We start from the raw sequence: 25,123 nt of genomic DNA on the forward strand, positions 1-25,123 counted from the left end.
GGCCCCGCCCCGCGTAGCCCTTCGCCTGCTCCCCCCGTTCTCGCCCCGTCAGCACGCCCGCTCAAGCGCGCCGAACAGCGCCTCCAGGGCCAGTGAGTAGGCGTGCGAGGGCGGCGCCGCGTACCCGACGACGAGGCGGGGGGCGGCCGGGGCGGGTGGCCGGGAGCGGAGGTAGGCGCCGAGCGGATGGACGCGGACGGAGGCGGCGTCCAGGGCGGCGACGAGCCGGTCCTCCGGCGGGGCGGTGGGCGGGAGTTCGAGGATGGCGTGCAGCCCGGCGGCGATGCCCGTGATGCGGGCGTGCGGCAGCCGTGCGGCGGCCCGTGCCGCGAGGGCGTCGCGTCGGTACCGGTAGGCCCGGCGCATGGTGCGCAGGTGCCGGTCGTACGCGCCCGTGGTGAGCATCGTGGCCAGGGCGAGCTGGTCCAGCGGACTGGTCGCCCGGTCGGCCAGGCGCTTGGCCTCCACCAGCGCGTCCAGCAGCGGCGGCGGGCAGGCGATCCAGCCCAGCCGCACGCCCGGTCCCAGGGACTTGCTGGTGGAACCCACGTAGACGACGCGCCCCGGATGGCGGCCCTGGAGGGCGCCGACCGGCCGCTTGTCGTAGCGGAACTCGCCGTCGTAGTCGTCCTCCACGATCCAGCCGTCCCGCTCCTGCGCCCAGGCCAGCAGGCGGGCCCGGCGCGCCGGGCTCATGCTGACGCCGAGCGGGAACTGATGGGCCGGCGTGCACACCGCCGCCCCCGCGTCCCCCTCCTCCAGGGCCGTCACGCTCATGCCCTCGGCGTCCACCCCGGCGTCCACGACCGTCAGCCGCCTCCCGACCACGGTGGCGTGGTCGGCCAGCGCCGGGTCCTCCATGCCGACCCGGCGCACCCCCACCCCGGCGAAGACGTCGGCGAGCAGCCCCAGCGCCTGCGTGTAGCCCGAGCACACCACCACGTGCCCCGGATCGACCCGCACCCCGCGCACCCGGCCCAGGTAACCGGCCAGCGCCGCCCGCAACTCCGGCCGGCCGCGCGGGTCGCCGTAGCCGAAGACCTCGGCCGGCGCCTCCCGCAGCGCGTGCCGCAGCGCCCGCAGCCACGCCTGGCGCGGGAACGCGGACACGTCGGGGCGGCCGGGACCGAGGTCGTGGCGCGGCGCGGGCGCGGCCGAGCCGTGCGGGTGGCGGGACGGCGGCTCGGGCGAGGGCTGCGCGGCCACGTACGTCCCGGCCCGGCCCGCCGTGGTCAGCCACCCCTCGGCGACGAGCTGCGCGTACGCCTGGTTGACCGTGCCGCGGGCGAGGCCGAGCTCGTCGGCCAGGCCGCGGGTGGGCGGCAGGCGGGTCCCCGCCGCGAGGCGGCCCTCCACGATGGCCGCGCGCAGCGCCTCCTCCACGGCCCGGCCCCGGCCGCCGCGCGGGGCCATCTCGATGAAGAGGTCCAAGCCCGTTCCGTCCGCCGCCCTCGCGGCTCCGAGGTCCGGTCCTGTTCCGTCCGTAGCCCGCACCGCTCTTTGGCCCGGTCCCGTTCCGTCCGCCGCCATCGCCGCTCTTTGGTCCAATCTTCCGCACCGCTTTTGGCCCAGTGATCAGGGCCTCGGGGCTTCTAGCCTGCTGGCATGACTACTGGGCAATCAAGGCCGGCGGGCCCAGGGGGGCGTGCCGTGCTCCCCGGGAGCGGGATCGCGCGGTCGATGGTGCTGCTGCTGGCGCTCGCCTGCGGGCTGATCGTCGCCAACAACTACTACGCGCAGCCGCTCCTGCCCGACCTCCAGGAGAGTTTCGGGGTCTCCTCCGGCGTGGTGGGGCTGTGCGTGACGCTCAACCAGCTCGGGTACGCGGCGGGCCTGGTGTTCCTGGTGCCGCTGGGCGACCTGCTGGCCCGGCGGCGGCTGATCACCCTCATGCTCGCGGTCGACGCGCTGGCGCTCGCCGCGGCCACCGCGGCCCCCGGCGCCTGGGCGCTGATCGCCGCGCTGACGCTGGTCGGCGTCACCGGCTCGGCGATCAACATCCTGATCCCGCTGACCGCGACCCTGGCCAAGGAGGAACAGCGCGGCCGGGTCGTGGGCACCCTCATGACCGGGCTCCTGCTCGGCGTGCTGCTCGCCCGCACGGTGGCCGGTGCGCTGGACGAACTCGCGGGCTGGCGGCTGGTGTACGGCACGGCCGCGGTGCTCATCGCGGGGCTGGCCGTCCTGCTGTACGCGAAGCTGCCGGACCTGCCCGCGGCCCCCGGATCGAGCTACCCCAAGCTGCTCGCCTCGGTCGGGTCGCTCGTACGGAGCGAGCCGTTCCTGCGGCGCCGGATGGCGCTGGGGGCGATCGGCTTCGCGAGCTTCCAGCTCCTGTGGACCGCCCTGCCGTTCATGCTCGCCGACGAGCCCTACGGCTACTCGCCCGCGGCCATCGGCCTGTTCGGGCTGCTCGGCGCGGCCGGGGCGCTGTGCGCACAGCCGGCGGGCCGCCTCCAGGACCGGGGGCTGGCGCACGTCGCGACCGGGCTGCTGCTGGGCGCCATCGCGATCTCCTGGGCGCTGCTGCTCGGCGAACGGACCCTGGCGCTGGTCATCGCCGGCATCCTCGTCCTGGACGTCGGGGTGCAGGGCGTGCACGTCCTCAACCAGGCGCGCATCTACGGCTACCGGCCGCAGATCCGCTCGCGGGTCACCACCGCCTACATGTCCGCGTACTTCCTGGGCGGCTCGGCGGGCGGCGCGCTGGCGATCACGCTGTACCCGGCGCTGGGCTGGCCGGGAGTGTGCGCGGCCGGCGGGGCGCTGGCCGTGGTGGGGCTGGCGCTGTGGGCCACCGAACGCGTCCGGACTCCGGCGGGGCAGGAACCGCCGGGGCCCCCGGCGCCGCAGCGGCCGGAGGCCCCGGCCGCGGGGCAGGGCGGCGATCCCGCGGGGGCGGCGCCCCGGGCCTGAGTGGCAGTTCGCCTGGACGCGGATACTGATCACTGCTGAGCGGCGCCGCTCCCCGGCCCCCGCACGCTTCCTCCCTCCTCACTTCTTCACCTTTCCGTCCTCACCGATCACAGGAGTACCGATCTCATGCGCATCTTCGTCGTGGGTGGCACCGGGGCCATCGGCCGTCAGCTCGTGCCGATGCTGGTGGCGTCCGGACACGAGGTGACCGGCGGGTCCCGCACGTCCGAGGGCGTGGAGCAGCTGCGCGCCCAAGGGGCGCGGGGCGTGCTGCTCGACGTCTTCGACCGGGACGCGGTGGCGGACGCCGTGGCCGCGGCGCGGCCCGAGGCGATCGTGCACCAGCTCACGTCCCTCTCCGGCGGCAGCCCCGTCGAGAACGCCCGCATCCGCAGGGAAGGCACCCGCAACGTCGTCGACGCGGCGAAGCGGGCCGGGGTGCGCCGGATCGTCGCCCAGTCCATCTCGTGGGCGTACGAGCCCGGGGACACCCCCGCCGACGAGGCCACGCCGCTGGACACCACGGCGCCCGAGCCCCGGTCCGTCAGCGTCGGCGGCGTCACGGCGCTGGAGGAGGCGGTCGCCGAGCTCGACGAGCACGTGGTGCTGCGGTACGGCACGTTCTACGGGCCGGGCACGTGGTTCGCGCCCGGCGGCTTCATGGCGGACAAGCTGGCCGGGGGCGGGCTGCCCGCGAACGACGGCGTGTCGTCCTTCGTCCACGTCCGAGACGCGGCGCGCGCCGCCGAACTGGCGCTGGGGTGGCCGAGCGGCGCGGTCAACATCGTGGACGACGAGCCCGCCCCGGCACGCGACTGGGTCCCGGTGTTCGCCGAGGCGGTGGGCGGGCCGGCTCCGGAGGCCACCTCCGGCGGGGCGGGCTGGGAGCGCGGCGCCCGCAACGCGCGCGCCCGTGAGCTGGGCTGGGAGCCCGAGCACGCCACCTGGCGGACGGGCTTCTTCCGGCAGGACTGAGCGGACGGGCTTCTTGCAGCAGGGCTGAGCGGACGGGCTCATTCCGGCAGGGCTTCCGGCAGGGCTGAGCGGGCCGGGGCCCGACGCCCCGCCGCGCACCGGAGGGAGACCCCGCGACGGGTCTCCCTCCGGCCGTCGGGGGCCGGGCGTTCAGGGCCGCCGGAGGAGTTCGGCGACCGCGAAGGCCAGCTCCAGGGCCTGACTGCGGTTCAGGCGCGGATCGCACGCGGTCTCGTAGCGGTCCGGCAGGTCGGCCTCGGTCAGGCGGTCCGCGCCGCCCAGGCACTCGGTGACGTGTGTGCCGGTGAGTTCGAGGTGCAGGCCGCCGGGGTGGGTGCCCAGCGCGCGGTGCACCTCGAAGAAGCCGGTGATCTCGTCCATGATCCGGTCGAACCGGCGGGTCTTGAGGCCGCCGGCCGCCGCGAAGGTGTTGCCGTGCATGGGGTCGCACACCCACCCCACCCGCGCGCCGGCGGCCGTCGTCTTCTCGATCAGCTCGGGCAGCCGGTCGCGGACGCGGTCGGCGCCCATGCGGGTGATGAAGGTGAGCCGTCCCGGTTCGCGCCGCGGGTCGAGCCGGTCGACGAGTGCCAGCGCCTCGTCCGCGGTGGCGGTGGGGCCGAGCTTGACGCCGAGCGGGTTGCGGACGCTCGCGGCGAAGGCGATGTGGGCGCCGTCCAGCTGGCGGGTGCGCTCGCCGATCCAGAGCAGGTGGCCGGACAGGTCGTAGGGGTCGCCGGTGCGCGGGTCGGGCCGGGTCAGGGCGCTCTCGTAGTCCAGCAGGAGCGCCTCGTGGCTGGTGAACAGCTCGGTCGGCGCGGTGACGGTCCCGCGGGCGCGCAGGAAGCGCAGGGCCGCGTCGATGTCCCGGGCCAGCCGCCGGGGGCCGGGGGCGGGCGGCGCGAGGTCGGTGAAGTCGGGGCTCCAGTCGCGCAGGTGCAGCAGGTCGCCGACGCCGCCCTGGGCGTACGCGCGCAGGAGGTTCAGCGTCGTCACCGAGGCGTCGTAGACGCGCAGCAGCCGGTCGGGGTCGGGGGTCCTGGCCCGGGCGGTGAACTCCGGGCCGTTGACGGCGTCCCCCCGGTAGACGGGCAGGGTCTCGCCGTCGCGCGTCTCGGTGGGGCGGGAACGGGGCTTGGCGTACTGGCCGGCGACGCGCCCCACGGTGACCACCGGGAGGGAACCGGCGTACCCGAGGACGACGGACATCTGCTGGAGGACCTGCGCCTTGGCGCGCACCCGGTCGGAGGTGACCTCGGCGAAGGTCTCGGCGCAGTCGCCTCCCTGGAGGAGGAACGCCTCACTGCGGGCGACGGCCGCCAGCCGGACGCGCAGCAGGTCGCACTCCTCGGGCGAGGTCAGCGGCGGGCGGGCCGCGAGGCCGTCGAGCGCGGCGCGCAGCGCGTCGGCGTCGGGCCATGGGGGTTGCTGGGCGGCGGGGCGGTCACGCCAGGCGTCCACGGGGGCGGTGGGCGGTGGGGCGGGCGGTACGAGGCTGGTGACGGTCATGGTGGGGGGCGCGGTGTCCGGCCTGCCACCGCTCTCCTCTCCGGAAGGGGCAGGTGTCCGTGTCCGCCGGAGCCGCAGGCCGGTACGGCTCCGGAACGGGGGGCCGGTGACGGCCCCCGGGCGGGGCCGGCGCCGGGTCCGGGGAACCCCGCGCGGGGGTACGGCCGCGCGGGGTCCGCCCGAGGGCCGAGCGCCGACCGGGGCGCCGACCGGCCGGTGCGCGGGACGGCGCCCGGTGCTCAGCGCCGCAGGGCCCGGTCCACCAAGGGTCCCGCGGCCCCCGTATACGCGGCCGGATCGCACAGACCGGCCAGTTCCCCGGGTGCGAACGCACCCCGCACCTCGGGCGCCTCGCCCAGCACCTCGGCCAGGGGGCGGTCCTCCCGGGTGGCCCGCGCCGACGCGTCGGTGAGCAGCGCTCGGGCCGCGGCCCGGCCGAGCACCGGGGTCAGCGCCGCCGCGATCCGTTCCGAGACGAGCCGGCCGCCGGTCAGCGCCAAGTTGGCACGCATCCGTTCCGGCCGCACCGTCAGCCCTTCGGCGAGTTCCGCGGCGGTGTGCGCGGCGCCGCCCGCGAGCCGCAGGCACTCCCGCAGCGGCAGCCACTCGGCGTGCCAGGCCCCGGCCGAGCGCTCGTCCTCGGACGGCATCGCCTGCGTCAGCACGGAGGCGAGCGCCGGGACTTGCAGCGCGGCGGCGCGGATCATGGTGGCGAGCACCGGGTTGCGCTTGTGCGGCATGGCCGAGGAGGCGCCCCGCCCGGCCGGGCCGGGTTCGGCGACCTCCGCGACCTCGGTGCGGGCCAGCGACTGCACGTCCACGGCGAACTTGCCGAGCGCGCCGGCCGTGAAGGCGAGCGCGGCCCCGAGGTCGGCGACCGGCGTGCGCAGCACGTGCCACGGCAGGGCGGGCCGGGCCAGCCCGGTTTCTTCGGCGTACGCGGCGGTGAGCCGGTCGAGGTAGCCTCCGGGGCCGTCGTCCCCGTCCGGTCCTTGGGTCGGCTCGGTGTGCCGTCCGTGTCCGTCCGGCTCTTGGGTCCGCTCGGCGTACCGTCCGTGTCCGTCCGGTCCCTGGGTCCGCTCGGCGTACCGCCCGTGTCCGTCCGGCTCTTGGGTCGGCTCGGCGTACCGCCCGTCCCCGTCCGCCCCCGCCACCCCCTCCAGCCGGGCGTACTCCAGGTACCCGGCCAGCGTGCCGGCGGCGCCGCCGAGTGCGACCGGCAGCCCGCCGTCCAGCAGCCGGGCCAGTCGCGCGTCGGCGTCCAGGACGAGGTGGCGCCATCCGGCCGCCTTGAGGCCGAACGTGGTGGGCACGGCGTGCAGGGCCAACGTGCGCCCGGCCATGGGCGTGTCGCGGTGCGCGGCGGCCAGGGCGCCCAGCGCCGCCGCGGTGCGCGCCAGGTCGGCGCGGATCAGGGGCAGGACCCGGGCGGCGACCAGCATGGCGCCGGTGTCGAAGACGTCCTGGCTGGTGGAGCCGCGATGGACGTACCCGGCGGCGTCCGCGTCCCGTGTGGCGACGGCCGCCGTCAGCGCCCGTGCCAGGCCCACCACCGGATTGGCGTGCTCCCGGGCGCCGACCGCCAGCGCGCGGGCGTCCAGGGCGTCCACCGAGGCCGTGGCCGTGATGACGGAGGCCGCGGCGGGCGGCACGGTGCCCAGCCGGGCCTGCGCGCGGGCCAGCGCGGCCTCCGCGTCCAGCATCGCCTGGAGCCAGGCCCGGTCGCCGGTGGCCTCCTCGGCGGGCGTGCCGGCCCGTACCGGGGACAACAGGCCCGCGTCCAGGCAGGAAAGGGGGGAGGGAGGAGACGGAGAGGGTGGAGGAGGCAGAGAAGGCAGAGAGGTTGGAGGGGACAGAGGGGGCGAAGAAGATGGAGGAGTCGAAAGGGACAGAGGAGATGGAGGAGACGCAGGAGACAGAGACGGCGGAAGGGGCGGAGAGACGCGGCCGTCGTCCGGGAGGGTCATGCGGGAACCTCGCTGAGGTCGGTGCCGGGGCGTGTGCCGCCGGGCAGGGGGGCCAGGGCCAGGACGGCGCGGGCGATGGCGTCCGAGTCGCCGAGGGTCACCGAGTCCACGCCCGGCCGGACGCCCGCGGCGGTGACCCAGTGCACGGCCTCGGTGGGCACCCCGTACGCGAACCGCCGAGGGTGGGCGCGGCCGTCCGCGGCGATCAGGCGGAAGGGACGCTCGGTGACGGCGAGTCCGCCCGTGACGTACGCGCCGCCGTCGGCGGTGGGGATGCGGTACGGCGCGCACTGTCCGGCGGCCAGCAGGTGGCGCAGCAGTGGGTCGGTGGTGCGTGGCAGGTCCGGTTCGGGCAGCCGCGCCTCGATCAGGACGTCCGCCCGGACCTCGGGGCCGGGCACGGAGGAGGTGGCGACGAAGGCGGGCCGGTCGCGGTCGAGCCGGACGCGGGTGTCCGGGCCCAGCACCTCCAGGACGCCCGCCTCGACGAGCGCCGCCATCTCCTCGATGCGGGAGACGGGCGGCCCGATGGACAGGAAGGCGTTCAGCGGCGTGTACCAGCCCTGGAGGTGCTCCCGGTGGGAACCGCCCTCAAGACCACCGTGGTCCACCGCGAGCCGGATCTCGTTGCGCAGGTCGCGCAGCACGTCCAGGGCCGCCTTGAGCGGGCCGCTGACGTTGCCCGCGCGGGCGGCGGCGACGTCCGCGCGCAGGTAGCCGAGCAGCCAGTGGCGGAAGGCGGGCCGGTCGGCCGGGCGGGGCGGGTTCCAGGGCCGGGCCAGGCGGTCCCAGTCCCAGCGGTCCGCCTCCGGGATGCCGTACGTGTTCAGCAGGCGGCGCCGGGCGGCGTCCGGGGCGTCCAGGAACTCCTTGGTGAACCGCTCCCGTTCGGCGCCGCGCCCCCGGGAGGCGAGCAGGGTGGAGTAGTAGACGCAGGTCACCTCGGTGTCGATCAGCGGCCACAGGTCGGTGTCGAAGCGTGGCGGGTCCCCGCTCTCCGCGCGCTTGCGCAGCCGCGCGATCACGTCGGGCGTCAGCAGCAGGGGGAGGTGGCGGCCGTGGGCGCCCTTCTCGTTCTCGCCGCGGGCGTGGTAGGGGATGCCGCGCCGCGACCCCGCGTACAGCCGTGGCTCACGGCCTGAGGGCCGGTACACCAGGCGCTCCCCGGCGCGGACGAACGCGCCGCCGCGGCCGAGCGTGAACAGCGCCATGTGGTCGAAGAAGTTCAGGCCCAGCCCGCGCAGCAGCACGGGGACGCCCGGCGCGATCCCGCGCAGGTCCACGTCCGCCGGATTGGCGGGAGGCACGTACGTCAGCCCCGCCCCGCGCGCCTGCTCGGCGAGTTCCCGCGCGCGCGGGCCGGGCGCGGTGCCGAGGTGGCCCTGGGCGAGGACGACGGCGTCCAGGCCGCCGAGCCGGGTGCGGTCGTCGAGGGTGAGGAGTTGCCCGCCGCGCCCGTCCTCGTCCAGGGCCACCACCCGGCGGCGGTGCGCGACGACGGTGACGCGTCCGGGCGCGCCGGCCACGATCCGCCGGTAGGCGTCCTCCAGATAGTGGCCGTAGAAGGCGCGGGTGGGGTAGGCGTCCGGGGTCAGCCGCCGCGCCTCGGCGAGCGTCTCCGCGTCGCACCCGGCGGGCGCCTCGTCCGCCAGGGCCGCCGCCCACTCGTAAAGGCTCGGTCCGGGCTCGATGGGCCCCTCGATACGCACGCTGTCGTCGGTGTGCACGGTGATCTGCGAGGCGACCGTGTTCATCAGCAGGTGCCGGGACTGGGCGGTGCGCCAGACCCGTCCGGCGCCGGGCGGGTACGGGTCGACGACGTGCACGGTGACGCCCGGGCCGCCCCGCGGGACCCGGGCGTTGGCGCACAGCCGCTCCAGTACGGACAGTCCCCGCGGGCCGGCGCCGACGAGGGCGACGCGGAGCCCGCTCACGCGGCGGCCCCCGCGCGGGCCAGCGCGGAGACGGCGTTGGCGACGACGAGGTGCCCGGCCCCGCCGCCCGCCGTCATGATCGACTCGGGGTGGAACTGCACGGCGGCGAAGGGGAGATGGCGGTGCTCCACGGCCATCACCACCCCGTCGTCCGTGGTGGCCGTGACCCGCAGCTCGTCCGGCACCCCGGCCGCCGTGGCGTATAGCGAGTGGTAGCGGCCGACGGCGAACCGCTCGGGCAGCCCGGCCAGCAGGCGGCTGTCGGGAGCGGTGACCCGGACGGGCGACGGCTTGCCGTGCACGGGCGTGGGCAGCACGTCCAACTCGCCGCCGGCGTACTCGACGATCCCCTGAAGCCCCAGGCACACCCCGAACACCGGCACCCCCAGGCGCTCGGCCTCCTTGAGCGTCGCGGCCACGTCGAAGTCGGCGGGGCGGCCGGGACCCGGTGAGAGCACCAGCAGGTCCGGGCGCTCCCGGGTGATCACCGGCAGGTGGCCGCCGCTGCGGTACGTCGTCACCTGAGCGCCGGTCTGCCGCAGGTAGGAGGCCAGGCAGTGGGCGAACGAGTCCCGGTGGTCCACCATCAGGACGCGCAGCCCCGAACCCGCCCCGTCCCGGCGGACCGGCTCCGGCGCGGCGGCCGGCACCGGCGGCTCCAGCACCCGCAGCAGCGCCTTCGCCTTCAGCTCGGTCTCGGCCTCCTCCGCCGCCGGCACCGAGTCGTACAGCAGCGTCGCCCCGGCCCGCACGGTGGCCACCCCGTCCCGCAACTGGATGGTGCGCAGGGTCAGGACGGTGTCCAGGCTCCCGTCGAACGCCAGGACGCCGGCGGCCCCGCCGTACCAGCGGCGCGGCGACCGCTCCTCCCGCTCGATGAACTCCACGGCCGCCAGCTTGGGCGCGCCGGTCACGGTGACGGCCCACAGGTGCGCCAGGAACCCGTCCAGCGCGTCCCGCCCGGGGGAGAGCACGCCCTCCACATGGTCCACGGTGTGGATCAGCGTCGCGTAGGTCTCGATGCGGCGGCGCACGGTGACCCGCACGCTGCCCGGTACGCACACCCGCGCCTTGTCGTTGCGGTCCACGTCCGTGCACATCGTCAGCTCGGACTCCTCCTTGAGGGAGCCGAGCAGTTCGCGCACCCGGTCGGCGTCCTCCAGGGCGTCCCGGCCCCGCGCGATGGTGCCGCTGATGGGCGAGGACTCCACGAGCAGCCGCTCGGTGTCCCGCGCGTCGCGGCGGACCCGGACGAACATCTCCGGGGACGCGCCCACCAGGTACTCGCCCTCGCCCAGGTTCGCCAGCAGGTTGTGCGGCGCGGGGTTGGCCGCGCACAGCCGCCGGAAGAGGACCGAGGGGAGCTGCGCGCAACCGCGCCGGAACACCTGGCCCGGGACCACCTCGAACAGGTCGCCCGAGCGGAACAGCGCCCGGGCGCGCTCGACGACCCGCGCGTACGCGCCCGGCGCGTGGTCGCGCGGGTGGACGGCGGTCCCGGGGACGAAGGGCTCGGCGGGCGTCTCGCGGGGCAGCCCGGCGGTGGAGCGGCCCCGGGCGGTGAACTCGTAGCGGTGGGAGACCACCTGGTCGTGGTCGAGGTCGAACTCGTGGATCTCGTCCGGCAGATGCAGCACCAGATCGCGGTCGTCCGGGTCGCGCCGCTGCCGCAGCGGGACCGGGTCGACCTGGAAGAGCAGGTCGTAACCGAACGCCCCGTACAGGCCCAGCAGCCGGTCGTGCGGCGCGGCCAGCGCCGCCACCAGGGCCCGCACGGCGCGGAAGGCCCCGGCGTGGCGGGTGCGGTCCTCCTCGGCGAACGGCTCCTCCGAGGCGGGGACGCGGCCGGTGACCCGGGACGCGTCCGCCCGCTCCACGACGAGCACCCCATCCAGCGCGGCGCGCAGCGCGGGCAGCAGCAGGGAGCCGCGGGCGTTGAGCGCGCGCAGCGTCACCCGCCCGGCCCGCACGCTGATCTCGACCGGCGGATCGACGTAGCCCACGGCCCGGTGCCGGCCGCGACACAGGACCATGCCGCGCCGCTCGTCGAGCGCGCTCTCCAGGAGGGCCCGCACGCCGGCGGCGTCCCCGGAGCGCGTGGTGTGGCGGTGCACCGTCACACCGGAGGCCGTGGACCACCGGTCGGGCGCGGGGGTGCCGGGTGCCGACTCCAACAAGGACATGCGGGATCCACCTTCGGGTGCGGGGCCGGGGGAGGGGGTGCGGGGGGCGTGCGCCGAGAGGGCGGTACGGAGCGTTCGCCGGGGAGGCGGTACGGGATCGTCCGCCGGAAGGGACGGCCGGCAGGCGGCACGGGGGGAGCGCCGGTCGGAAGGGGCGCCACCGGGCATCGCGCCGACGAAGGCCGGGACCGCGACGCGACGGGCGCGGCCGGGGACCCGGGCTCAAGGCCGCTGCCCTCGCCCGGCCGGAGGGCCGGCCCCCGTGTCCGGGAGCCGGCCGTCGATCGTGCGGGCGCCGCCGTCAGGCCGGAATGCCGTGCGGGAACCGGAAGAACCCGTGCGGGTCGTAGCGCTTCTTCACCGCCGTCAGCCGCGGCAGGTTCTCCCCGTAGTAGGCGCGCTGCCAGTCCGGCAGGTCCGGGTCGGGGTAGTTGACGTAGGTGCGGCCGTTGGAGAAGGGGTCCATGGTGCGGAAGCCGTGGTTCACCCAGTCCAGGGCGGCGGCCGTGGCCTCCTCGCCGGGCTGCGGGCCGCTCAGCCCGACGGTGTAGAGGATGAACAGCTCCGCGTCGCGGTGGACGTAGGCGGTGTCCCCCGCGCCGGGCCGGTTGGCGTTCTTGCCCAGCGACAGGAAGCCCAGGTAGCGGTACTGCCCGGCCCGGCGGTCCGCGTCGAACGCGGCCAGCATGTCCGCGAGCCCCGACGCCGGCACCCCGCGGTCGAACATGCGGCTGCGGTGCCGGACGAACGCGGTGCGCGGCAGCAGCGCCTCCGGGTTGCTCCCGGTGACGTGGCACTGCGCGGCGGAGGCGTCCTCGCAGCCGAACAGCCGCATCATGGCCTTGTCGTACGGGCGCTCGGCGACCACGCTCGTCCGCGGCTGTGCGCCGATGTCGGAGACCAGCTCCGCCAGCAGCTCCCGCAGCTCCTCCTCGGTGCCGAAGTGCACGCCGGTGACCAGCACAGTGGGCTCCGCGCCGGGCTTGGCGTCGTTGAGCAGGACCCCGGCGCGCGGCGCCAGGTCGGCCGGGGTGTGCGCGGCCCACTCCTGCCAGCTCGTCAGCACGCGCTCGGCCTGTGCCCACGGCCAGGACAGGTCGAAGGTCACCACCCGGGTCTCCCGGTTGGGGGCGAGCTCGAAGTCGGTGACGACGCCGAAGTTGCCGCCGCCGCCCCCGCGCAGCGCCCACAGCAGGTCGCCGTGCTGCTTCGTGGAGGCGGTGACGATGCGACCGCTCGGCAGTACGACCTGGGCGGAGACCAGCCGGTCGGAGGCGGGCCCGTACTTGCGGAACTGCCAGCCCATCCCGCCACCGGTCACGAAGCCGCCGGGCGCCACCGTCGGACAGAACCCGCCGGGCACGGTCAGGCCCAGCGGCGACAGCGCCGCCACGATGTCCACCGCCTGCGCGGCGGGCCCCACCCGCACGGTGGAGCCGGAGGCCCGTATCCGGTGCATCCGGGTCAGGTCGATGACCAGCCCCTCCGTCGTCGACCACCCGGCGAAGCTGTGCCCGCCGCTGCGCACGGCGGTGTGCAGGTCGTGGTCCTGGGCGAACAGCAGGGCGGTCCGCACGTCCTGGGCGCTCTCGCAGCGGACGACCGCCCGCGGGCGGATGTGGTCGAACTGGGCGCTGGCGAGCTGCCGGGCCCGTTCGTAGGAGGCGTCGCCCGGCAGCACCACGTCACCGCGGACGGCCGCCCGTAACTGCTCCCACGGCGTCCGGCTCCCGGCGCGGGCCCGGACGCCGGACGCGGCGGCGGCCCCGGCGAGCAGCCCCGACGCGGCGAGGCCGGTGGCCGCGCCCGCGGTGAGCAGCGCTCTTCTCCTGATCATGCGTGTCCCCTCGGGTGTGAGGCGCGCGGCGGGCGCGCGGGCTGGAGCGTGTGCGCCGCGCGCAGCACACCGCGCTGCAACTTCCCCGTGCTGCTGCACGGGAGTTCGGTGACGAATTCCACCAGCCGCGGGTACTTGTACGGGGCTATTTCCGCTTTCACGAACGTCTGGATCTCCCGCGTCAGCCGCTCGGCGGCCTCCGGACCGTCGGGCGCGAAGCCGTCGGCGGGGATGACGACGGCCTTGACGACGCTGCCCCGGGCGGCGTCGGGCACCCCGATGACCGCGCAGTCGGCGACCGCCGGGTGCCGGCCGACGGCCTGCTCGACCTCGGGGGCGGCCACGTTGTAGCCGGCCGTCACGATCATGTCGTCGGAGCGCGCCTGGTACCAGAAGTAGCCGTCGGCGTCCCGGACATAGGTGTCGCCGGTCAGGTTCCAGCCGTCCACCACGTAGGCGCGCTGGCGGTCGTCGGCGAGGTAGCGGCAGCCCGTCGGGCCCTTGACGGCCAGCCGGCCCGGCACCCCGTCCGGCACCGGCCGCCCCGCCTCGTCCACGACCCTGGCCCGGAATCCCGGCACCGGCTTCCCCGTCGCCCCCGGCCGGATCTCGTCGTCCGCGGCCGAGATGAACACGTGCAGCATCTCCGTCGAGCCGATGCCGTCGATGACGCGGTGCCCGGTGGCCGCCTCGAACGCCCGCCAGGTGTCCGCCGGCAGCGCCTCGCCCGCCGACACGCAGCGCCGCAACGACGACAGGTCGAACGCGTCGATCTCGCGCAGCGCGGCCCGGTAGGCGGTCGGCGCGGTGAACAGCACGGTCGCCCGGTGCTCCGCGACCGCCGCGAACAGCTCGCGCGGCGCGGCCTTCTCCAGCAGCAGCGCCGCGGCCCCCGCCCGCAGCGGGAAGACCAGCAGCCCGCCGAGCCCGAAGGTGAACGCCAGCGGCGGGCTGCCGGTGAACAGGTCGTCGGGGCGGGGCCGCAGCACGTGCGCCGAGAAGGTGTCGGCGATGGCCAGCACGTCGCGATGGAAGTGCAGCGTGGCCTTGGGCTCGCCGCTGGTGCCGGAGGTGAAGGCGATCAGGGCGACGTCGTCGGCGGCGGTCGGCACGGCCGGGAAGGCGCCGGACGCCGCCGCGGCCACCCGCCGCGCCAGCTCGGAGCCCGCGCCGCCGTACGTGACTACGCGCAGCTCCGGCGCGCCGTCCTCCCGCACCCGCTCCAGCTCGTCGGTGAACCGCTCCTCGCACAGCGCCAGGTCCACCCGCGCCGTGCGGACGATGGTGCGCAGTTCGGCGGCGCGCAGCAGCGGCATCGTGGTGACGAGGACCGCGCCGGCCTTCAGCGCCGCGAGCCAGCACGCCGCCAGCCACGGGGCGTTGGGGCCGCGCAGCAGCACCCGGTTGCCGGGCACCAGCCCGAAGTCCTCCACCAGCACCCGCGCGATCCGGTCCACCCGCTCGCGCAGGTCCCCGTACGTCCACATCCGGCCCGCCGCGTCGTACAGGCAGGGCCGCGCGGCGCCGAACCGCACGATGGTGCCGTCCAGCAGCTCCCCGGCGCAGTTCAGCCGCTCCGGGTAGGCCAGTTCCGGCAGGTCGGTGACGAACTCGGGCCACTGGTCCGGCGGCGGCAGCCCGTCCCGGGCGAAGGTGTCCCGGTACGCGGACGGGGACAGCGGGCCCGCGGCGCGTGGCGCGGGCGCGGTGGCGGTCAGCGACTCCATGGCTCCTCGATGGCTAGGCGCTCGCCCGGGCGGGCGGCGGGGCGCTCGCGTACACACAGGTCATCCGGGCGCTGCACACCCGGCGGCCGAGCTCGTCCGCGATGGCGATCTCGTACGTGGCGTGGGTGCGGCCCAGTCGCACGGCGGTGGCGGTGCCGGTCACCCAGCCATCGGTGACGGGCCGGTGGTGGGTGGCGTTGATCTCCGTGCCGACGCCGACGCCACCCCGCGCGGCGAAGTGCAGGCACGCCGCGATGGAGGCCAGCGACTCGGCCAGCACACAGGAGGCGCCGCCGTGCAGCGCCCCGAAGGGCTGCCGGTTGCCGATGACGGGTATCCGCCCGGTCACCCGCTCCGGCGTGGCCTCCAGCAGCTCGACACCGACCCGCGCGCCCAGTTCGCCGGCGCCGACGGGGGGCGCGGGCCGTGCTTCCATGGGGCCGGACGCGCCTCCCACGGTGGTCTCCTCCACGTCCGTCCGCTCAGCCATGGACCCCGCCCCCCGCCAGCATCCGCACCAGTTCCGGCCGCCGGACCTTCCACGTGGCGGTGCGCGGCACCTGGTCGAAGGGGATCTGCCGCACGTCCTCCATGGCGGGCAGCCCCGCGATCGCGGCCCGCCACCGCTGAGGGTCCAGCGGAGCGTCGTCGCGGGTGCACACCACGGGCAGCGGCCGGCCGCTCTCCGACGGCACGACGACGATCTCCCGCAACTCCGGGAGCCGGTCCATCAGCGTGTCCTCGACCTCCAGGTTGCTGTCCACGGCGTCGATCCGGTCGACCTCCCGGTCCAGCAGGTGCAGTCGCCCCAGGGCGTCCTTGAACCCCAGGTCGCCCATGTCCCACCAGCCGTCGCGCAACTGCCGCCGGAAACGCTCGTCCTCCCCGAGGTAGGTCACCGCCCGGGTGCGGCTCCTGACCTCGATGTGGCCGACCGTGCCGGCCTTCACCGGCCTGCCGCGGTCGTCGACGATCCGCATCCGCACGATGCCGGGCAGCGGCCACCCCACACTGCGCCCGCCGTCGGCCGCGCCGCGCGCCGACACCCAGCCGCCCGCCACCGGACCGGTCTCCGACTGCCCGTAGAGCTGGAAGAACTTGGGGGAGCGGCGGACCGAGGCGCCCAGCAGCGTCTGGACGGTGCGCGGGTGCAGCGCGTCGAAGGTGGCGTTGTAGTACCGGACGTTGGCCAGCGGACGGCCGTCGGCCCGCGCCAGCACCTCCCAGTCCACGAAGGTGTTCGGCTGGGTCTCCACCACACCCGGGCGGTGCCGGGCGAACAGCGGGCCGATCACCGCCGGGTCCGCGTCCACGGCGACCAGCAGCGGATTGCCGTAGGAGATCCCGAGGTTGAGGGCGCTGTAGAAGCGGGCGTGCACGAAGCTGACGCACAGCGCCACCGACTCCCGCTTCCACGTCCGCGACGCCACCACCTTCTGCAACCGCAGCCGCTGCCACAGCGCGCTCGGCGTCTGCACGACCAGTTTCGGCAGGCCGGTGGTGCCCGAGGTGTGGCTGATGAACGCCGGCTCGTGCGGGCCCACCACCTTCACGCCGTTCAGCGGCACCGGCGCGTGGTCCCGCAGCGCCTCCACGTCCGGTCCCTCGTGCCCCGGGCCCGGAACGCCCGCGGTCAGCAGGACCCGGCGGGCCGCCGACGGATCGACGCCCGAGGTGGTGAGGTGATCGGCGTCGATCAGCAGCCAGGGCCGCTCCAGGCGTTCCAGCAGCCGCGTCGCCGTCACCCCGTCCAGCGTCGGGGACAGCAGCGCGGGCACCGCGCCGATCCGCTGCGCGGCGGCGGCCAGCAGGGCGATGTCGAAGTTGTTCGTCTTGTAGACCGCCACCCGTTCGCCGCGGCGCACCCCGGCCGCCCGCAGCCGCCCGGCCAGTTCGCGCACCAGCCCGGCGAGGCCGGCCACCGTCCAGCGGGTGCCGCCGTCCGGCGCCACCTGGAGGGGCACGTCCAGCACGACCGGCGCGGAGCCGTGCGCGGCTGCCGCCCTGTCAAACATCAAGCCGATGTAGAAGCCCTTGTCCCTGGGCACGTCGCCAGCTCCCCTCGGGTCCTGCGCCATGGACCACCGAGTCTTGGCCGGATCCGGGCGCCGACCGGGCCCGCTGGCAGCTTGCTGACGCGATCTCCGTTCGCGGTGACAGGTGGTTGCCAGGGGGCCGGTGGGGCGGGAGGGGCTTGCCTACGGTCGTCGCGGAAACGGACACAGGGCATCGGAGACCGGACGGGACCGGACGGGACCGGACGAGACCGGACGAGACCGGACAACGGTCCGGCGAGACCGGGTGCGCCGGCGCAACCAGTCACACCAGTGGAACCAGGTATGCCGGCGAACGAACCGAAGCGACAGCGAAGGAGAACACCGGTGGAGGACCAGCCGCGGGCGCCCCTGCCGCCCGGAGGAGGCGAGCTGCTGGCCGAGGTGGAGGCGGCGGAGGCCGCGCTCGACGCGGCGGCCCGCGGCCCGGAGGCGCCTGCGGCCCGCACGGGGGACCCGGGCGCGTACGGCGGCCCGCACGGGGGAGGGGCCGCCGACCGCGAGGGGGCCGGGGACGGCGGGGAAGCCGGGGAACAGGCCCGCCTGCTCGCCCACTTCGAGGCCGTCATCGCCGCCGACCAGAAGATCGAACCCCGCGACTGGATGCCCGACGCCTACCGCAAGACGCTGATCCGGCAGCTCGCCCAGCACGCGCACTCCGAGATCGTCGGCATGCAGCCCGAGGCGAACTGGCTCACCCGTGCCCCCTCTCTGGCCCGCAAGTCCTACCTGCTGGCCAAGGTCCAGGACGAGGCCGGGCACGGCCTGTACCTCTACGCCGCCGCCGAGACGCTCGGCGTCCACCGCGCCGACCTGCTGGACGCCCTGCACGAGGGCCGCCAGCGCTACCTGTCCTTCATCAACTACCCGACGCTGACCTGGGCCGACACCGGAGCGCTGGCCTGGCTGACGGACGGCGCGGCCATCGTCAACCAGGTCCCGCTGTGCCGTTCCTCCTACGGCCCCTACGCGCGGGCGATGGTGCGGGTGTGCAAGGAGGAGTCCTTCCACCACCGGCAGGGCTTCGACGCCCTGTGGGCCCTGACCCACGGCACCGACGCCCAGCGCCGCATGGCCCAGGAGGCGGTGGACCGCTGGTGGTACCCGGCCCTGGCGATGTTCGGGCCGCCGCACCACGTGTCCGTCCACTCCGAACAGTCGATGGCCTGGCGCGTCAAGCGGTTCACCAATGACGAGCTGCGCCAGCGCTTCGTGGACATCTGCGTCCCCCAGGCCGAGATCCTGGGCGTCACCCTGCCCGACCCCGCCCTGCGCTGGAACGAGGAACGCGGCCACCACGACTTCACCCCGCCGGACTTCGACGAACTCGCCCAGGTGATCAAGGGCAACGGGCCCTGCAACCGGCAGCGCGTCGCGCACCGCCGCCGCGCCCACGAGGAGGGCGCCTGGGTCCGCGAGGCCGCGGCGGCCCACGCGGCCAAACGGCAGGCGGCGCACGCCGCGTCACACGGAACCTCACACCGGACGTCACACAACGAGGAGCAGGAGACGCACAAGGAACCAAAGAAACAAAAAGAACAAGAGAGCCACCAAAAACAGAAAGAGGAGCAGGCGGCATGAGCGACGCACCCGGACCGGACGCGCGGCGGGACTGGCCCCTGTGGGAGGTGTTCGTCCGGGCCCGGCGCGGCCTGGCGCACACCCACGCCGGCAGCCTGCACGCCCCGGACGCGCACATGGCGCTGCGCAACGCCCGCGACCTCTACACCCGGCGCGGCGAAGGCGTCTCGCTGTGGGTGGTGCCCGCCGACGCGGTCACCGCCTCCAGCCCCGACGAGAAGGACCCCTTCTTCGACCCCGCCGCCGACAAGACCTACCGGCACCCCACCTTCTTCACCCTCCCGGAAGGAGCCGAGCACCTGTGACGACGCTCCGCACCGAGACCGGGGCCGTGGACGTGGAGGCGGCGTTCGCCTACCCCCTGCGGCTCGGCGACGACGCGCTGATCGCCGCCCAGCGCACCATCCAGTGGTGCACCCGCGCCCCCCAGCTCGAAGAGGACGTGGCCCTCGCCAACATCGCCCTGGACCTGCTCGGCCAGGCCCGCGCCCTGCTGGCGCACGCCGGCGAGCTGGAGGGCCGGGGCCGCGACGCGGACGCGCTGGCGTTCCTGCGCGACGAGGGGGAGTTCGGCAACGTCCAGCTCGTGGAGCTGGACAACGGGGACTTCGCCGTCTCGATGGCCAAACTCCTCTTCTTCGCCACCTATCAGGAACTCCTCTACGGCGAACTGACCGCCTCCCGCGACCGCACCCTCGCCGCCCTCGCCGCCAAGGCGGTCAAGGAGAGCGTCTACCACGCCGACCACGCCGCCTCGTGGGTGGTGCGCCTCGGCGACGGCACCGAGGAGTCCCACCGCCGCATGCGGGACGCCGTCGCCCTCGTCTGGCCCTACACGCACGCCCTGTTCGTCCCGGACGCGATCGACGAGGCCGCGTCGGCGCGCGGCACCGGCCCCGACCCGGCCACCCTGCGCGCCCCCTGGCTCCAGCGCGTCCAACGGACCCTGGCGGAGGCGATGCTGACCCTCCCCGACGACGACTGGACGCCCGCCGGCGGACGCCAGGGCCTGCACACCGAGGCGTTCGGCCCGCTGCTCGCCGAGATGCAGTCGCTGCACCGGGCCCACCCCGGAGCCCGCTGGTGAGCGCGCCGGAGGCGAGCGACACCCCCGGCGCCGGAAGCCAGGGCGGGGTTACCGGTGACGTCCGCCTGCGCGAGGTCCTCGCCGCCGTCCGGGACCCGGAGATCCGCGTCCTGTCCATTGAGGAGCTCGGCATCCTGCGCGCGGCCCGGGTCGCACCGGACGGCGCGGCGCACGTCACCATCACCCCCACCTACGTCGGCTGCCCCGCCATGGACGCCATCCGCGCCGACATCCGCACCGCCGTACGGGACGCCGGGTATCCGGGCGTGCGGATCGACACCGTGTGGTCCCCGGCGTGGACCACGGGCTGGATCGGCGACGCCGCCCGCGCCAAGCTCCGCGCGGCGGGCATCGCGCCCCCGGGCGGCGCCCACCGGCCCACCGGGACGGCCCCGCCCGAAGGCGCCCGCCTGCTTCCGCTGGCCGTGGACCGGCCCGGATGTCCGCGCTGCGGCGCCGCCGACACCACCGAGCTGACCCGCTTCGGCTCCACCGCCTGCAAGGCGCTGTGGCGCTGCCGGGCCTGCGGCGAACCCTTCGACCACTTCAAGGAGCACGGATGACCGCCCCCACGGCCACCGCCGAGGCGCCCGCCCGGCGCGGCTTCCACCCGCTGCCGGTCACCGCCGTCACCCCGGCCGCCCAGGACGGCAGCGCGGTCACCGTCACCTTCCACGTGCCCGAACGGCTGCGGGAGACCTTCGCCTTCTCACCCGGCCAGTACGTCACCGTGCGCGCCCGACCCGACGGCACGGAGGTCCGCCGCCCCTACTCGGTGTGCTCCCCGCCCGGCGCGCTGCGCGCGGACGGCACGCTGCGGATCGGCGTCCGCACCGTCGAGGGCGGGCGGTTCTCCCCGTACGCGGCCCGCGAACTCGCGGCCGGCGACGCCCTCGACGTCCTCCCGCCAGAAGGCCGCTTCACCACCCGGCTGGACCCGCTCCGCCGTCGCCGCTACGCCGCGCTCGCGGCGGGCTCCGGCATCACGCCCGTCCTGTCCCTGGTGGCCGCCGCGCTGGACACCGAGCCCGCCGCCGCGTTCACCGTGCTGTACGGCAACCGCTGCGCCGCCTCCGCGATGTTCACCGAGGAACTCGCCGACCTGAAGGACCGGTACGGCCGGCGGCTCCAGCTCCTGCGCCTCTTCTCCCGCGAGACGCACCGGATCGGCCTGGCGGGGAAGCGGCCCGACCCCGAGACGCTGCGCACCCTCCTCGCCGGACCGCTGGCCGCCGACCTGATCGACGAGTGGTTCCTGTGCGGCCCCCTCGCCATGGTGCGCGGCGCCCGGGACCTGCTGACGGAACGGGGCGTGCCCGCCGCGGCCGTGCACACCGAACTGTTCCGCGCCGAGGACGACCCGGGGGACGGCGCACGGACCGCGGAGACGGCCCCGCACCCCGGTTCGTCCGGCGAGGGCGCCGAGGTGACGGTCCGGTACGGCGGCCGGTCCACCACCCTGCGCGCGGAACCGGGCCAGACGCTCCTGGACGCCGCCCTGTCCCACCACCCCGAGCTGCCCTTCTCCTGCCGCAACGGCGTGTGCGCCACCTGCCGGGCCCGCGTCGTGGACGGCCGGGCCGAGATGACCCGCAACTGGACCCTGACCGAGGAGGAACGCGCCGCCGACTACGTCCTGACCTGCCAGGCGACCCCCGTCACGAAGACGGTGGGCCTCGACTTCGACGTGGTGTGAACGTGTCCGGCGGGCGCGCGGGGGAGGGCCGCCGTGCACGCGGGGGCGGACGGGTGGGCACGCCCACCTGCCGGGACCGCCCGGCATACCCGTCCGCCCGGACTGCCCCTCGCCCTCTCAGCCGCCCGGATCGCCCGGCGCCCCCACCCGCTACGCCCGCCGCCTCACGGCACCGCCAACCGCCCCTGCGCCGCGCGCAACCCCGCCTGGAAGCGCGACCGAGCCCGCAGCATGCGCATGAGGTCGGCCACGTGCCGCCGGTAGGTGCGCACCGAGCACCCCAGTTCCCGGGCGGCGGCCTCGTCCGTCCAGCCGGTGCCGAGGAGTTCGAGCACCCGGGGGAGCGTGCCGCCGCCCTCCTCGGCCTCGCGCAGCGCGTCGGTGCCCAGTTCCGCCAGCCATCCGGCGTCCGGGGACTGCGCCCACACGGCGTCGATCAGCGTTTCCAGGCTGTGGACGAGGATCCGGTCCCGGACGACGGCCGGCGCGCCGCGCGCACCGGGCGCGCAGAGCACGGCCACCGTCCCGTCGATCACCACGGCCTCGGGGAGCCCGAGCGACGCGGCCCGCACGTCCGCCCCGGCCGCGGTGCAGCGCTTGAGGAGCCCGCGCCCCTCCTCGTCCGCGAGCAGCGCGCGGGGCACGACCAGCCGCAGGGGCCCGGGGCCGTCCAGCAGCGCGGCGTGCAGCGCCTCGACCGCCGGCGGGCGGCCGTCCGCCATGAGGGGCGACAGGCTGATCCGGGCCCGTACCGACCGCCGCCGGACCCATGGGACGAGCCGGCGCACGGCCGCCCCGCCGTCCTCCGGGACGGCGGGACCGGTACCCGGGGCCGCGGCGGCCGGACCGTGTTCGTCGCCGTCCAGCGCGCGGGCGATCTCCCGGAGACGGGTGGCGTGGTAGAGCAGGGCCCGGACCGGGTCCTGGGGGGTGCGCGGGTCCGCGGCCATCGGCGGGTGGGAGGCCATCGGCGCATGAGGTTCCGCGGTGGTCCGGGTGTGCGTGCCGGCGGTCATCACGACGCCGCTCCCCGCCCGCGCGCGGCGGCCGGTCCGGCGCCGCCGACGGTGAGGCAGGCGCAGGACGAGGAGGACGGGACGGGCTCGGTCCACGGCGGACGGCAGGGCGCGCGCCGGGCCCCCGTCGCGCACCGTTCCCAGGAGTGTCCCGTGTTCGTGGCGGTGGCCGGGGCCGGTGCGGTGCTCTCCACGTGGGCGGCGAAGCGTTCCCACTGCCGGGCGCATTCGCGGGCCAGCGCCGCGACCGCCCGCGCGCGGTGCGCGGGCACCGACCGGGCTGCCCGCTCCCACCGTCCCCGGTCCGTGACGTGCGGGTCCATCATGCGCAGCAGCGTCCGCCCGGCCTCCGTGAGCCGTATCGACGGATCGCGGCACAGGCTGCGGAAGGCGGCCGACGCGTCGAACCCGTCCCCGCCTGCGGCCCGGACGGAGGCCGCCGGGGCCACCGCCGCACCGGAGGCGCCCGTACCGGCCGCCGGGTCCGCCTCCGGCTCCAGGCTCGATTCCGGAACGGACGCCCGGGCCGCGGCGGTCCGCCGCCCCCCGGAGGAGGCCGGGGAGACCGCCGACCGCGCGACCGCGACCAGCTCGCCCGCCCGCTGCCGCGGCGGCACGATGTCCTCACCGCGGCTGAGCCGGGCCCGCACGTCCCGGACCGTGCCCGGCGAGATGCCCGCCATCCGCGCGATCACCCGCAGCGACGCCTCGGGGAACTCCACGATCAACCGGCCCGCGAGCCGCCGCCCTTCGGCGCTGCTCAGCGGCCGGGCCCGGCCGTCCCGGCCGATCCGCGCGCTCATCCCCGCCGGACCCCGCCCGGTCTTCTGCCGCTGCGCCGCCACGGTCTTGGCGGAGAGACCGGTGGCCGACGCGATCGCCCGGTCCGACCACTGCGGGTGCGAGCGCAGGATCCGTACCGCCGCCGCCGTGCGCTCCGGCAGGGACAGCGGCAGACCGTGCCGCACGTTGCTCTCGACGGCGAGGACGAACGCGTCCTCGGCGGCCCCTTCGAAGAACCGGGCGTCGATCTCCGCCTGTCCGCGCAGCCGCGCGGCGTGCACACGGTGCGTTCCGTCGACGATCCGCATCGTGGCCCGGTGGACGATGATCGGCGGCAGTTCCGCGCCGGTGTCCGCCAGCAGCCGTGCGTACTCGGGGCTTTCCGTCTGATGGCGGGGGGAGTCGGAGGGAAGGAGCGCGGCGACCGGCAGACGGTGCACTTCGGACAGCCCCACGGCCCCCCGCACGCTCGCGCCGCCGGTCCCGTCCGTACGCGGCCGACCGCCGCCGTGCTGTCTGACACTGCTGAGAGCCATCTTGTCGAGTCCCTCCCCGTACAGCTGTCGCCGAGCATCGACGCAGCGAGAATCTTGACAGTCCATGGGGTGCCCCGCTGTGCGACTGGTGAGTTTCCTCAGTTGCACGCCACGCCCGGCCACTGACCCGTACGGGCCCGTCCCGGGCCGCGTCCCCCTTCCCTCTCGCGCCGCGCGGCAACACGGCGACCGCACCGCAGAAGATCTAGGTTCCCGGGGGTCTGTCAAGCACAAAGTGCCAGTTCACCCCGCACACCCCAGCCACCCCGCCGCGAAAACCCGGGCCCCTCGCACCGCCCTTCCCGCGCCCGGTCCGCCCGCCCCGCCACAGCCGTCCATCGCCCCACCTGGCACGACCGTCCGCCTGTCTCATCTTCCGAGACACACCGCCGTCTCGCCTGTCAAGACCGGAGCCCGTCGTTCCTCATACACCGGCTGTGCAGCCTGTGACGCCGATGGCTGCTCGGTGGGCGCGGCCGTGTGACGCGGACGGCTGCTCGGTGGGCGCGGCCGTGTGACGCGGACGGCTGCTCGGTGGGCGCGGCCGTGTGACGCGGACGGCTGCTCGGTCGGCGCGGCCGTGTGACGCCGATGGCCGCTCGGTCCGCGCGCCGTTTGATGTCGACGGCTGCTCGGTCCGCGCGCCGTTTGATGTCGACCGGCGTTCAGCCCGCGCGACCGAGCAGCACCGACAACCGGTCGTAGGCGTGCTCCCAACTCCACGCGTCCCGCACCCACGCGCGCCCCTTGGCGCCCATCTCGCGGGCGGCATCCGGGTCGCGCAGCAACTGGATCAGCCGCCGCGCGACGTCCTCGGGACGGCGGCCGTCCACCACGAACCCGGTCTCGCCGTCCCGCACGGTGTCGGGCGCCCCGCCCGAGTCGCCCACCACGACCGGCAACCCGGCCGCGGCGGCCTCCAGGAAGACGATGCCGAGCCCCTCCACCTCCAGCCCCAGCCGCCGCGTCCGGCACGGCATCGCGAACACGTCCGCGTCGGCGTAGACGCCGGGCATGTCGGCGTGCGCCACCCCGCCTTCCATCAGGACGGCGTCGGCGACGCCGTGAGCGGCGGCCAGTTCCCGCAGGCCGGGCGCGTACGGCCCGTCACCGACCAGGCGCAGCACGGCCCCCGGCAGCGCCCGGATGAGCGCGTCCTGCCCCTTGCGCGGAACGAGACGGGCGGCGCAGAGGATGATCGGGGGCCGCCGCCCTGGTCCCGGCCGGGCCCGGGGCGGAACGCGGCGGCGTCCACGCCCGGCGCCAGGCGCACCATCCGCCCCGCCACCCGCGGCCCGAGCGCGGCGGCGAGCGGTCCGCGG

18 protein-coding genes and 1 pseudogene are annotated in these 25,123 nt (G+C 75.9%); 7 read left to right on the top strand and 12 right to left on the bottom strand.

Annotation, left to right across the window (positions count from 1 at the left end; translation table 11 throughout):
• Positions 1 to 48: 48 nt before the first annotated feature.
• The gene (locus tag ABZX96_RS31415; protein ID WP_355550941.1) at positions 49 to 1,431 is read right to left on the bottom strand and encodes a PLP-dependent aminotransferase family protein; all 1,383 of its coding nucleotides are present in this window, start codon (positions 1,429 to 1,431) and stop codon (positions 49 to 51) included.
• A gap of 219 nt (positions 1,432 to 1,650) precedes the next feature.
• On the opposite strand from ABZX96_RS31415, the gene ABZX96_RS31420 reads away from it, so the two are divergent.
• Together ABZX96_RS31420 and ABZX96_RS31425 are read left to right on the top strand one after the other, a co-directional pair.
• Positions 1,651 to 2,916 carry an MFS transporter gene (locus ABZX96_RS31420; RefSeq protein WP_355550943.1) on the top strand — a complete coding sequence of 422 codons (1,266 nt, stop codon included), beginning with the start codon at positions 1,651 to 1,653 and terminating at the stop codon, positions 2,914 to 2,916.
• A gap of 126 nt (positions 2,917 to 3,042) precedes the next feature.
• Complete coding sequence (locus ABZX96_RS31425; protein ID WP_355550945.1) at positions 3,043 to 3,891, top strand: NAD(P)-dependent oxidoreductase; 849 nt, start codon at positions 3,043 to 3,045, stop codon at positions 3,889 to 3,891.
• 150 nt (positions 3,892 to 4,041) lie between these two features.
• Here the strand turns inward: ABZX96_RS31425 and ABZX96_RS31430 are convergent, their stop codons facing one another.
• From ABZX96_RS31430 to ABZX96_RS31465, 8 genes are all read right to left on the bottom strand, one after another.
• Positions 4,042 to 5,400, bottom strand: a complete 1,359-nt coding sequence (locus tag ABZX96_RS31430) for a class II 3-deoxy-7-phosphoheptulonate synthase (protein ID WP_355550946.1) — start codon at positions 5,398 to 5,400, stop codon at positions 4,042 to 4,044.
• 239 nt (positions 5,401 to 5,639) lie between these two features.
• Positions 5,640 to 7,229, bottom strand: coding sequence for a lyase family protein (locus tag ABZX96_RS31435; RefSeq protein ID WP_355550968.1), 1,590 nt, complete (start codon positions 7,227 to 7,229; stop codon positions 5,640 to 5,642).
• Between the two features lie 134 nt (positions 7,230 to 7,363).
• Positions 7,364 to 9,301, bottom strand: a complete 1,938-nt coding sequence (locus ABZX96_RS31440) for an FAD/NAD(P)-binding protein (RefSeq protein ID WP_355550947.1) — start codon at positions 9,299 to 9,301, stop codon at positions 7,364 to 7,366.
• Complete coding sequence (locus ABZX96_RS31445) at positions 9,298 to 11,484, bottom strand: anthranilate synthase component I (protein WP_355550949.1); 2,187 nt, start codon at positions 11,482 to 11,484, stop codon at positions 9,298 to 9,300. Before ABZX96_RS31445 ends, ABZX96_RS31440 begins: the two co-directional genes overlap by 4 nt.
• Before the next feature lie 301 nt (positions 11,485 to 11,785).
• Positions 11,786 to 13,321, bottom strand: a complete 1,536-nt coding sequence (locus ABZX96_RS31450) for an FAD-binding oxidoreductase (RefSeq protein WP_355550951.1) — start codon at positions 13,319 to 13,321, stop codon at positions 11,786 to 11,788.
• Positions 13,318 to 15,048 carry an AMP-binding protein gene (locus ABZX96_RS31455; RefSeq protein WP_355550952.1) on the bottom strand — a complete coding sequence of 577 codons (1,731 nt, stop codon included), beginning with the start codon at positions 15,046 to 15,048 and terminating at the stop codon, positions 13,318 to 13,320. Before ABZX96_RS31455 ends, ABZX96_RS31450 begins: the two co-directional genes overlap by 4 nt.
• Positions 15,049 to 15,061: 13 nt before the next feature.
• Entirely contained in the window at positions 15,062 to 15,538 is a 477-nt protein-coding gene (locus ABZX96_RS31460; protein WP_355550954.1) for a hotdog fold thioesterase, read from the bottom strand.
• On the bottom strand, positions 15,531 to 17,096 hold the full coding sequence (locus tag ABZX96_RS31465) for a class I adenylate-forming enzyme family protein (RefSeq protein ID WP_355550955.1): 1,566 nt from the start codon (positions 17,094 to 17,096) through the stop codon (positions 15,531 to 15,533). Before ABZX96_RS31465 ends, ABZX96_RS31460 begins: the two co-directional genes overlap by 8 nt.
• Positions 17,097 to 17,645: 549 nt before the next feature.
• Here ABZX96_RS31465 and paaA point away from each other — a divergent pair.
• Genes paaA through ABZX96_RS31490 form a run of 5 tightly spaced genes read left to right on the top strand, consistent with a single transcriptional unit; the run spans position 17,646 to position 21,466 of the window.
• Positions 17,646 to 18,683, top strand: coding sequence for a 1,2-phenylacetyl-CoA epoxidase subunit PaaA (gene paaA / locus ABZX96_RS31470; protein ID WP_355550970.1), 1,038 nt, complete (start codon positions 17,646 to 17,648; stop codon positions 18,681 to 18,683).
• Complete coding sequence (gene paaB, locus ABZX96_RS31475) at positions 18,680 to 18,988, top strand: 1,2-phenylacetyl-CoA epoxidase subunit PaaB (protein ID WP_355550957.1); 309 nt, start codon at positions 18,680 to 18,682, stop codon at positions 18,986 to 18,988. The genes paaA and paaB overlap by 4 nt, the downstream gene beginning before the upstream one ends.
• On the top strand, positions 18,985 to 19,770 hold the full coding sequence (gene paaC, locus ABZX96_RS31480) for a 1,2-phenylacetyl-CoA epoxidase subunit PaaC (RefSeq protein ID WP_355550959.1): 786 nt from the start codon (positions 18,985 to 18,987) through the stop codon (positions 19,768 to 19,770). Before paaB ends, paaC begins: the two co-directional genes overlap by 4 nt.
• Positions 19,767 to 20,333: a 1,2-phenylacetyl-CoA epoxidase subunit PaaD gene (gene paaD, locus ABZX96_RS31485; protein ID WP_355550960.1), complete on the top strand. Its 567-nt coding sequence runs from the start codon at positions 19,767 to 19,769 to the stop codon at positions 20,331 to 20,333. Before paaC ends, paaD begins: the two co-directional genes overlap by 4 nt.
• Positions 20,330 to 21,466: a 2Fe-2S iron-sulfur cluster-binding protein gene (locus ABZX96_RS31490; protein ID WP_355550962.1), complete on the top strand. Its 1,137-nt coding sequence runs from the start codon at positions 20,330 to 20,332 to the stop codon at positions 21,464 to 21,466. Before paaD ends, ABZX96_RS31490 begins: the two co-directional genes overlap by 4 nt.
• Positions 21,467 to 21,630: 164 nt before the next feature.
• Here ABZX96_RS31490 and ABZX96_RS31495 read toward each other — a convergent pair whose 3' ends face one another.
• From ABZX96_RS31495 to ABZX96_RS31505, 3 genes and pseudogenes are all read right to left on the bottom strand, one after another.
• Positions 21,631 to 22,482 carry a helix-turn-helix transcriptional regulator gene (locus tag ABZX96_RS31495; RefSeq protein WP_355550964.1) on the bottom strand — a complete coding sequence of 284 codons (852 nt, stop codon included), beginning with the start codon at positions 22,480 to 22,482 and terminating at the stop codon, positions 21,631 to 21,633.
• A complete protein-coding gene (locus tag ABZX96_RS31500) occupies positions 22,482 to 23,801 on the bottom strand; it encodes a ParB/RepB/Spo0J family partition protein (RefSeq protein ID WP_355550966.1) in 1,320 nt (439 codons plus the stop codon). The genes ABZX96_RS31495 and ABZX96_RS31500 overlap by 1 nt, the downstream gene beginning before the upstream one ends.
• A 665-nt stretch (positions 23,802 to 24,466) precedes the next feature.
• Positions 24,467 to 25,123 (bottom strand): annotated as a pseudogene (locus ABZX96_RS31505) (glycosyltransferase family 4 protein); the annotation flags it as partial.

This window comes from Streptomyces sp. NPDC003077, assembly GCF_040611095.1.
Classification (GTDB): Bacteria; Actinomycetota; Actinomycetes; order Streptomycetales; family Streptomycetaceae; genus Streptomyces.

Excerpts from the sequence above, each read along its gene's own strand:
- ABZX96_RS31425 (WP_355550945.1), top strand. The coding sequence starts at position 3,043 with ATGCGCATCTTCGTCGTGGGTGGCACCGGGGCCATCGGCCGTCAGCTC.
- ABZX96_RS31430 (WP_355550946.1), bottom strand. The coding sequence starts at position 5,400 with ATGACCGTCACCAGCCTCGTACCGCCCGCCCCACCGCCCACCGCCCCC.
- ABZX96_RS31445 (WP_355550949.1), bottom strand. The coding sequence starts at position 11,484 with ATGTCCTTGTTGGAGTCGGCACCCGGCACCCCCGCGCCCGACCGGTGG.
- ABZX96_RS31450 (WP_355550951.1), bottom strand. The coding sequence starts at position 13,321 with ATGATCAGGAGAAGAGCGCTGCTCACCGCGGGCGCGGCCACCGGCCTC.
- ABZX96_RS31455 (WP_355550952.1), bottom strand. The coding sequence starts at position 15,048 with ATGGAGTCGCTGACCGCCACCGCGCCCGCGCCACGCGCCGCGGGCCCG.
- ABZX96_RS31460 (WP_355550954.1), bottom strand. The coding sequence starts at position 15,538 with ATGGCTGAGCGGACGGACGTGGAGGAGACCACCGTGGGAGGCGCGTCC.
- paaB (WP_355550957.1), top strand. The coding sequence starts at position 18,680 with ATGAGCGACGCACCCGGACCGGACGCGCGGCGGGACTGGCCCCTGTGG.
- ABZX96_RS31490 (WP_355550962.1), top strand. The coding sequence starts at position 20,330 with ATGACCGCCCCCACGGCCACCGCCGAGGCGCCCGCCCGGCGCGGCTTC.
- ABZX96_RS31495 (WP_355550964.1), bottom strand. The coding sequence starts at position 22,482 with ATGACCGCCGGCACGCACACCCGGACCACCGCGGAACCTCATGCGCCG.
- ABZX96_RS31500 (WP_355550966.1), bottom strand. The coding sequence starts at position 23,801 with ATGGCTCTCAGCAGTGTCAGACAGCACGGCGGCGGTCGGCCGCGTACG.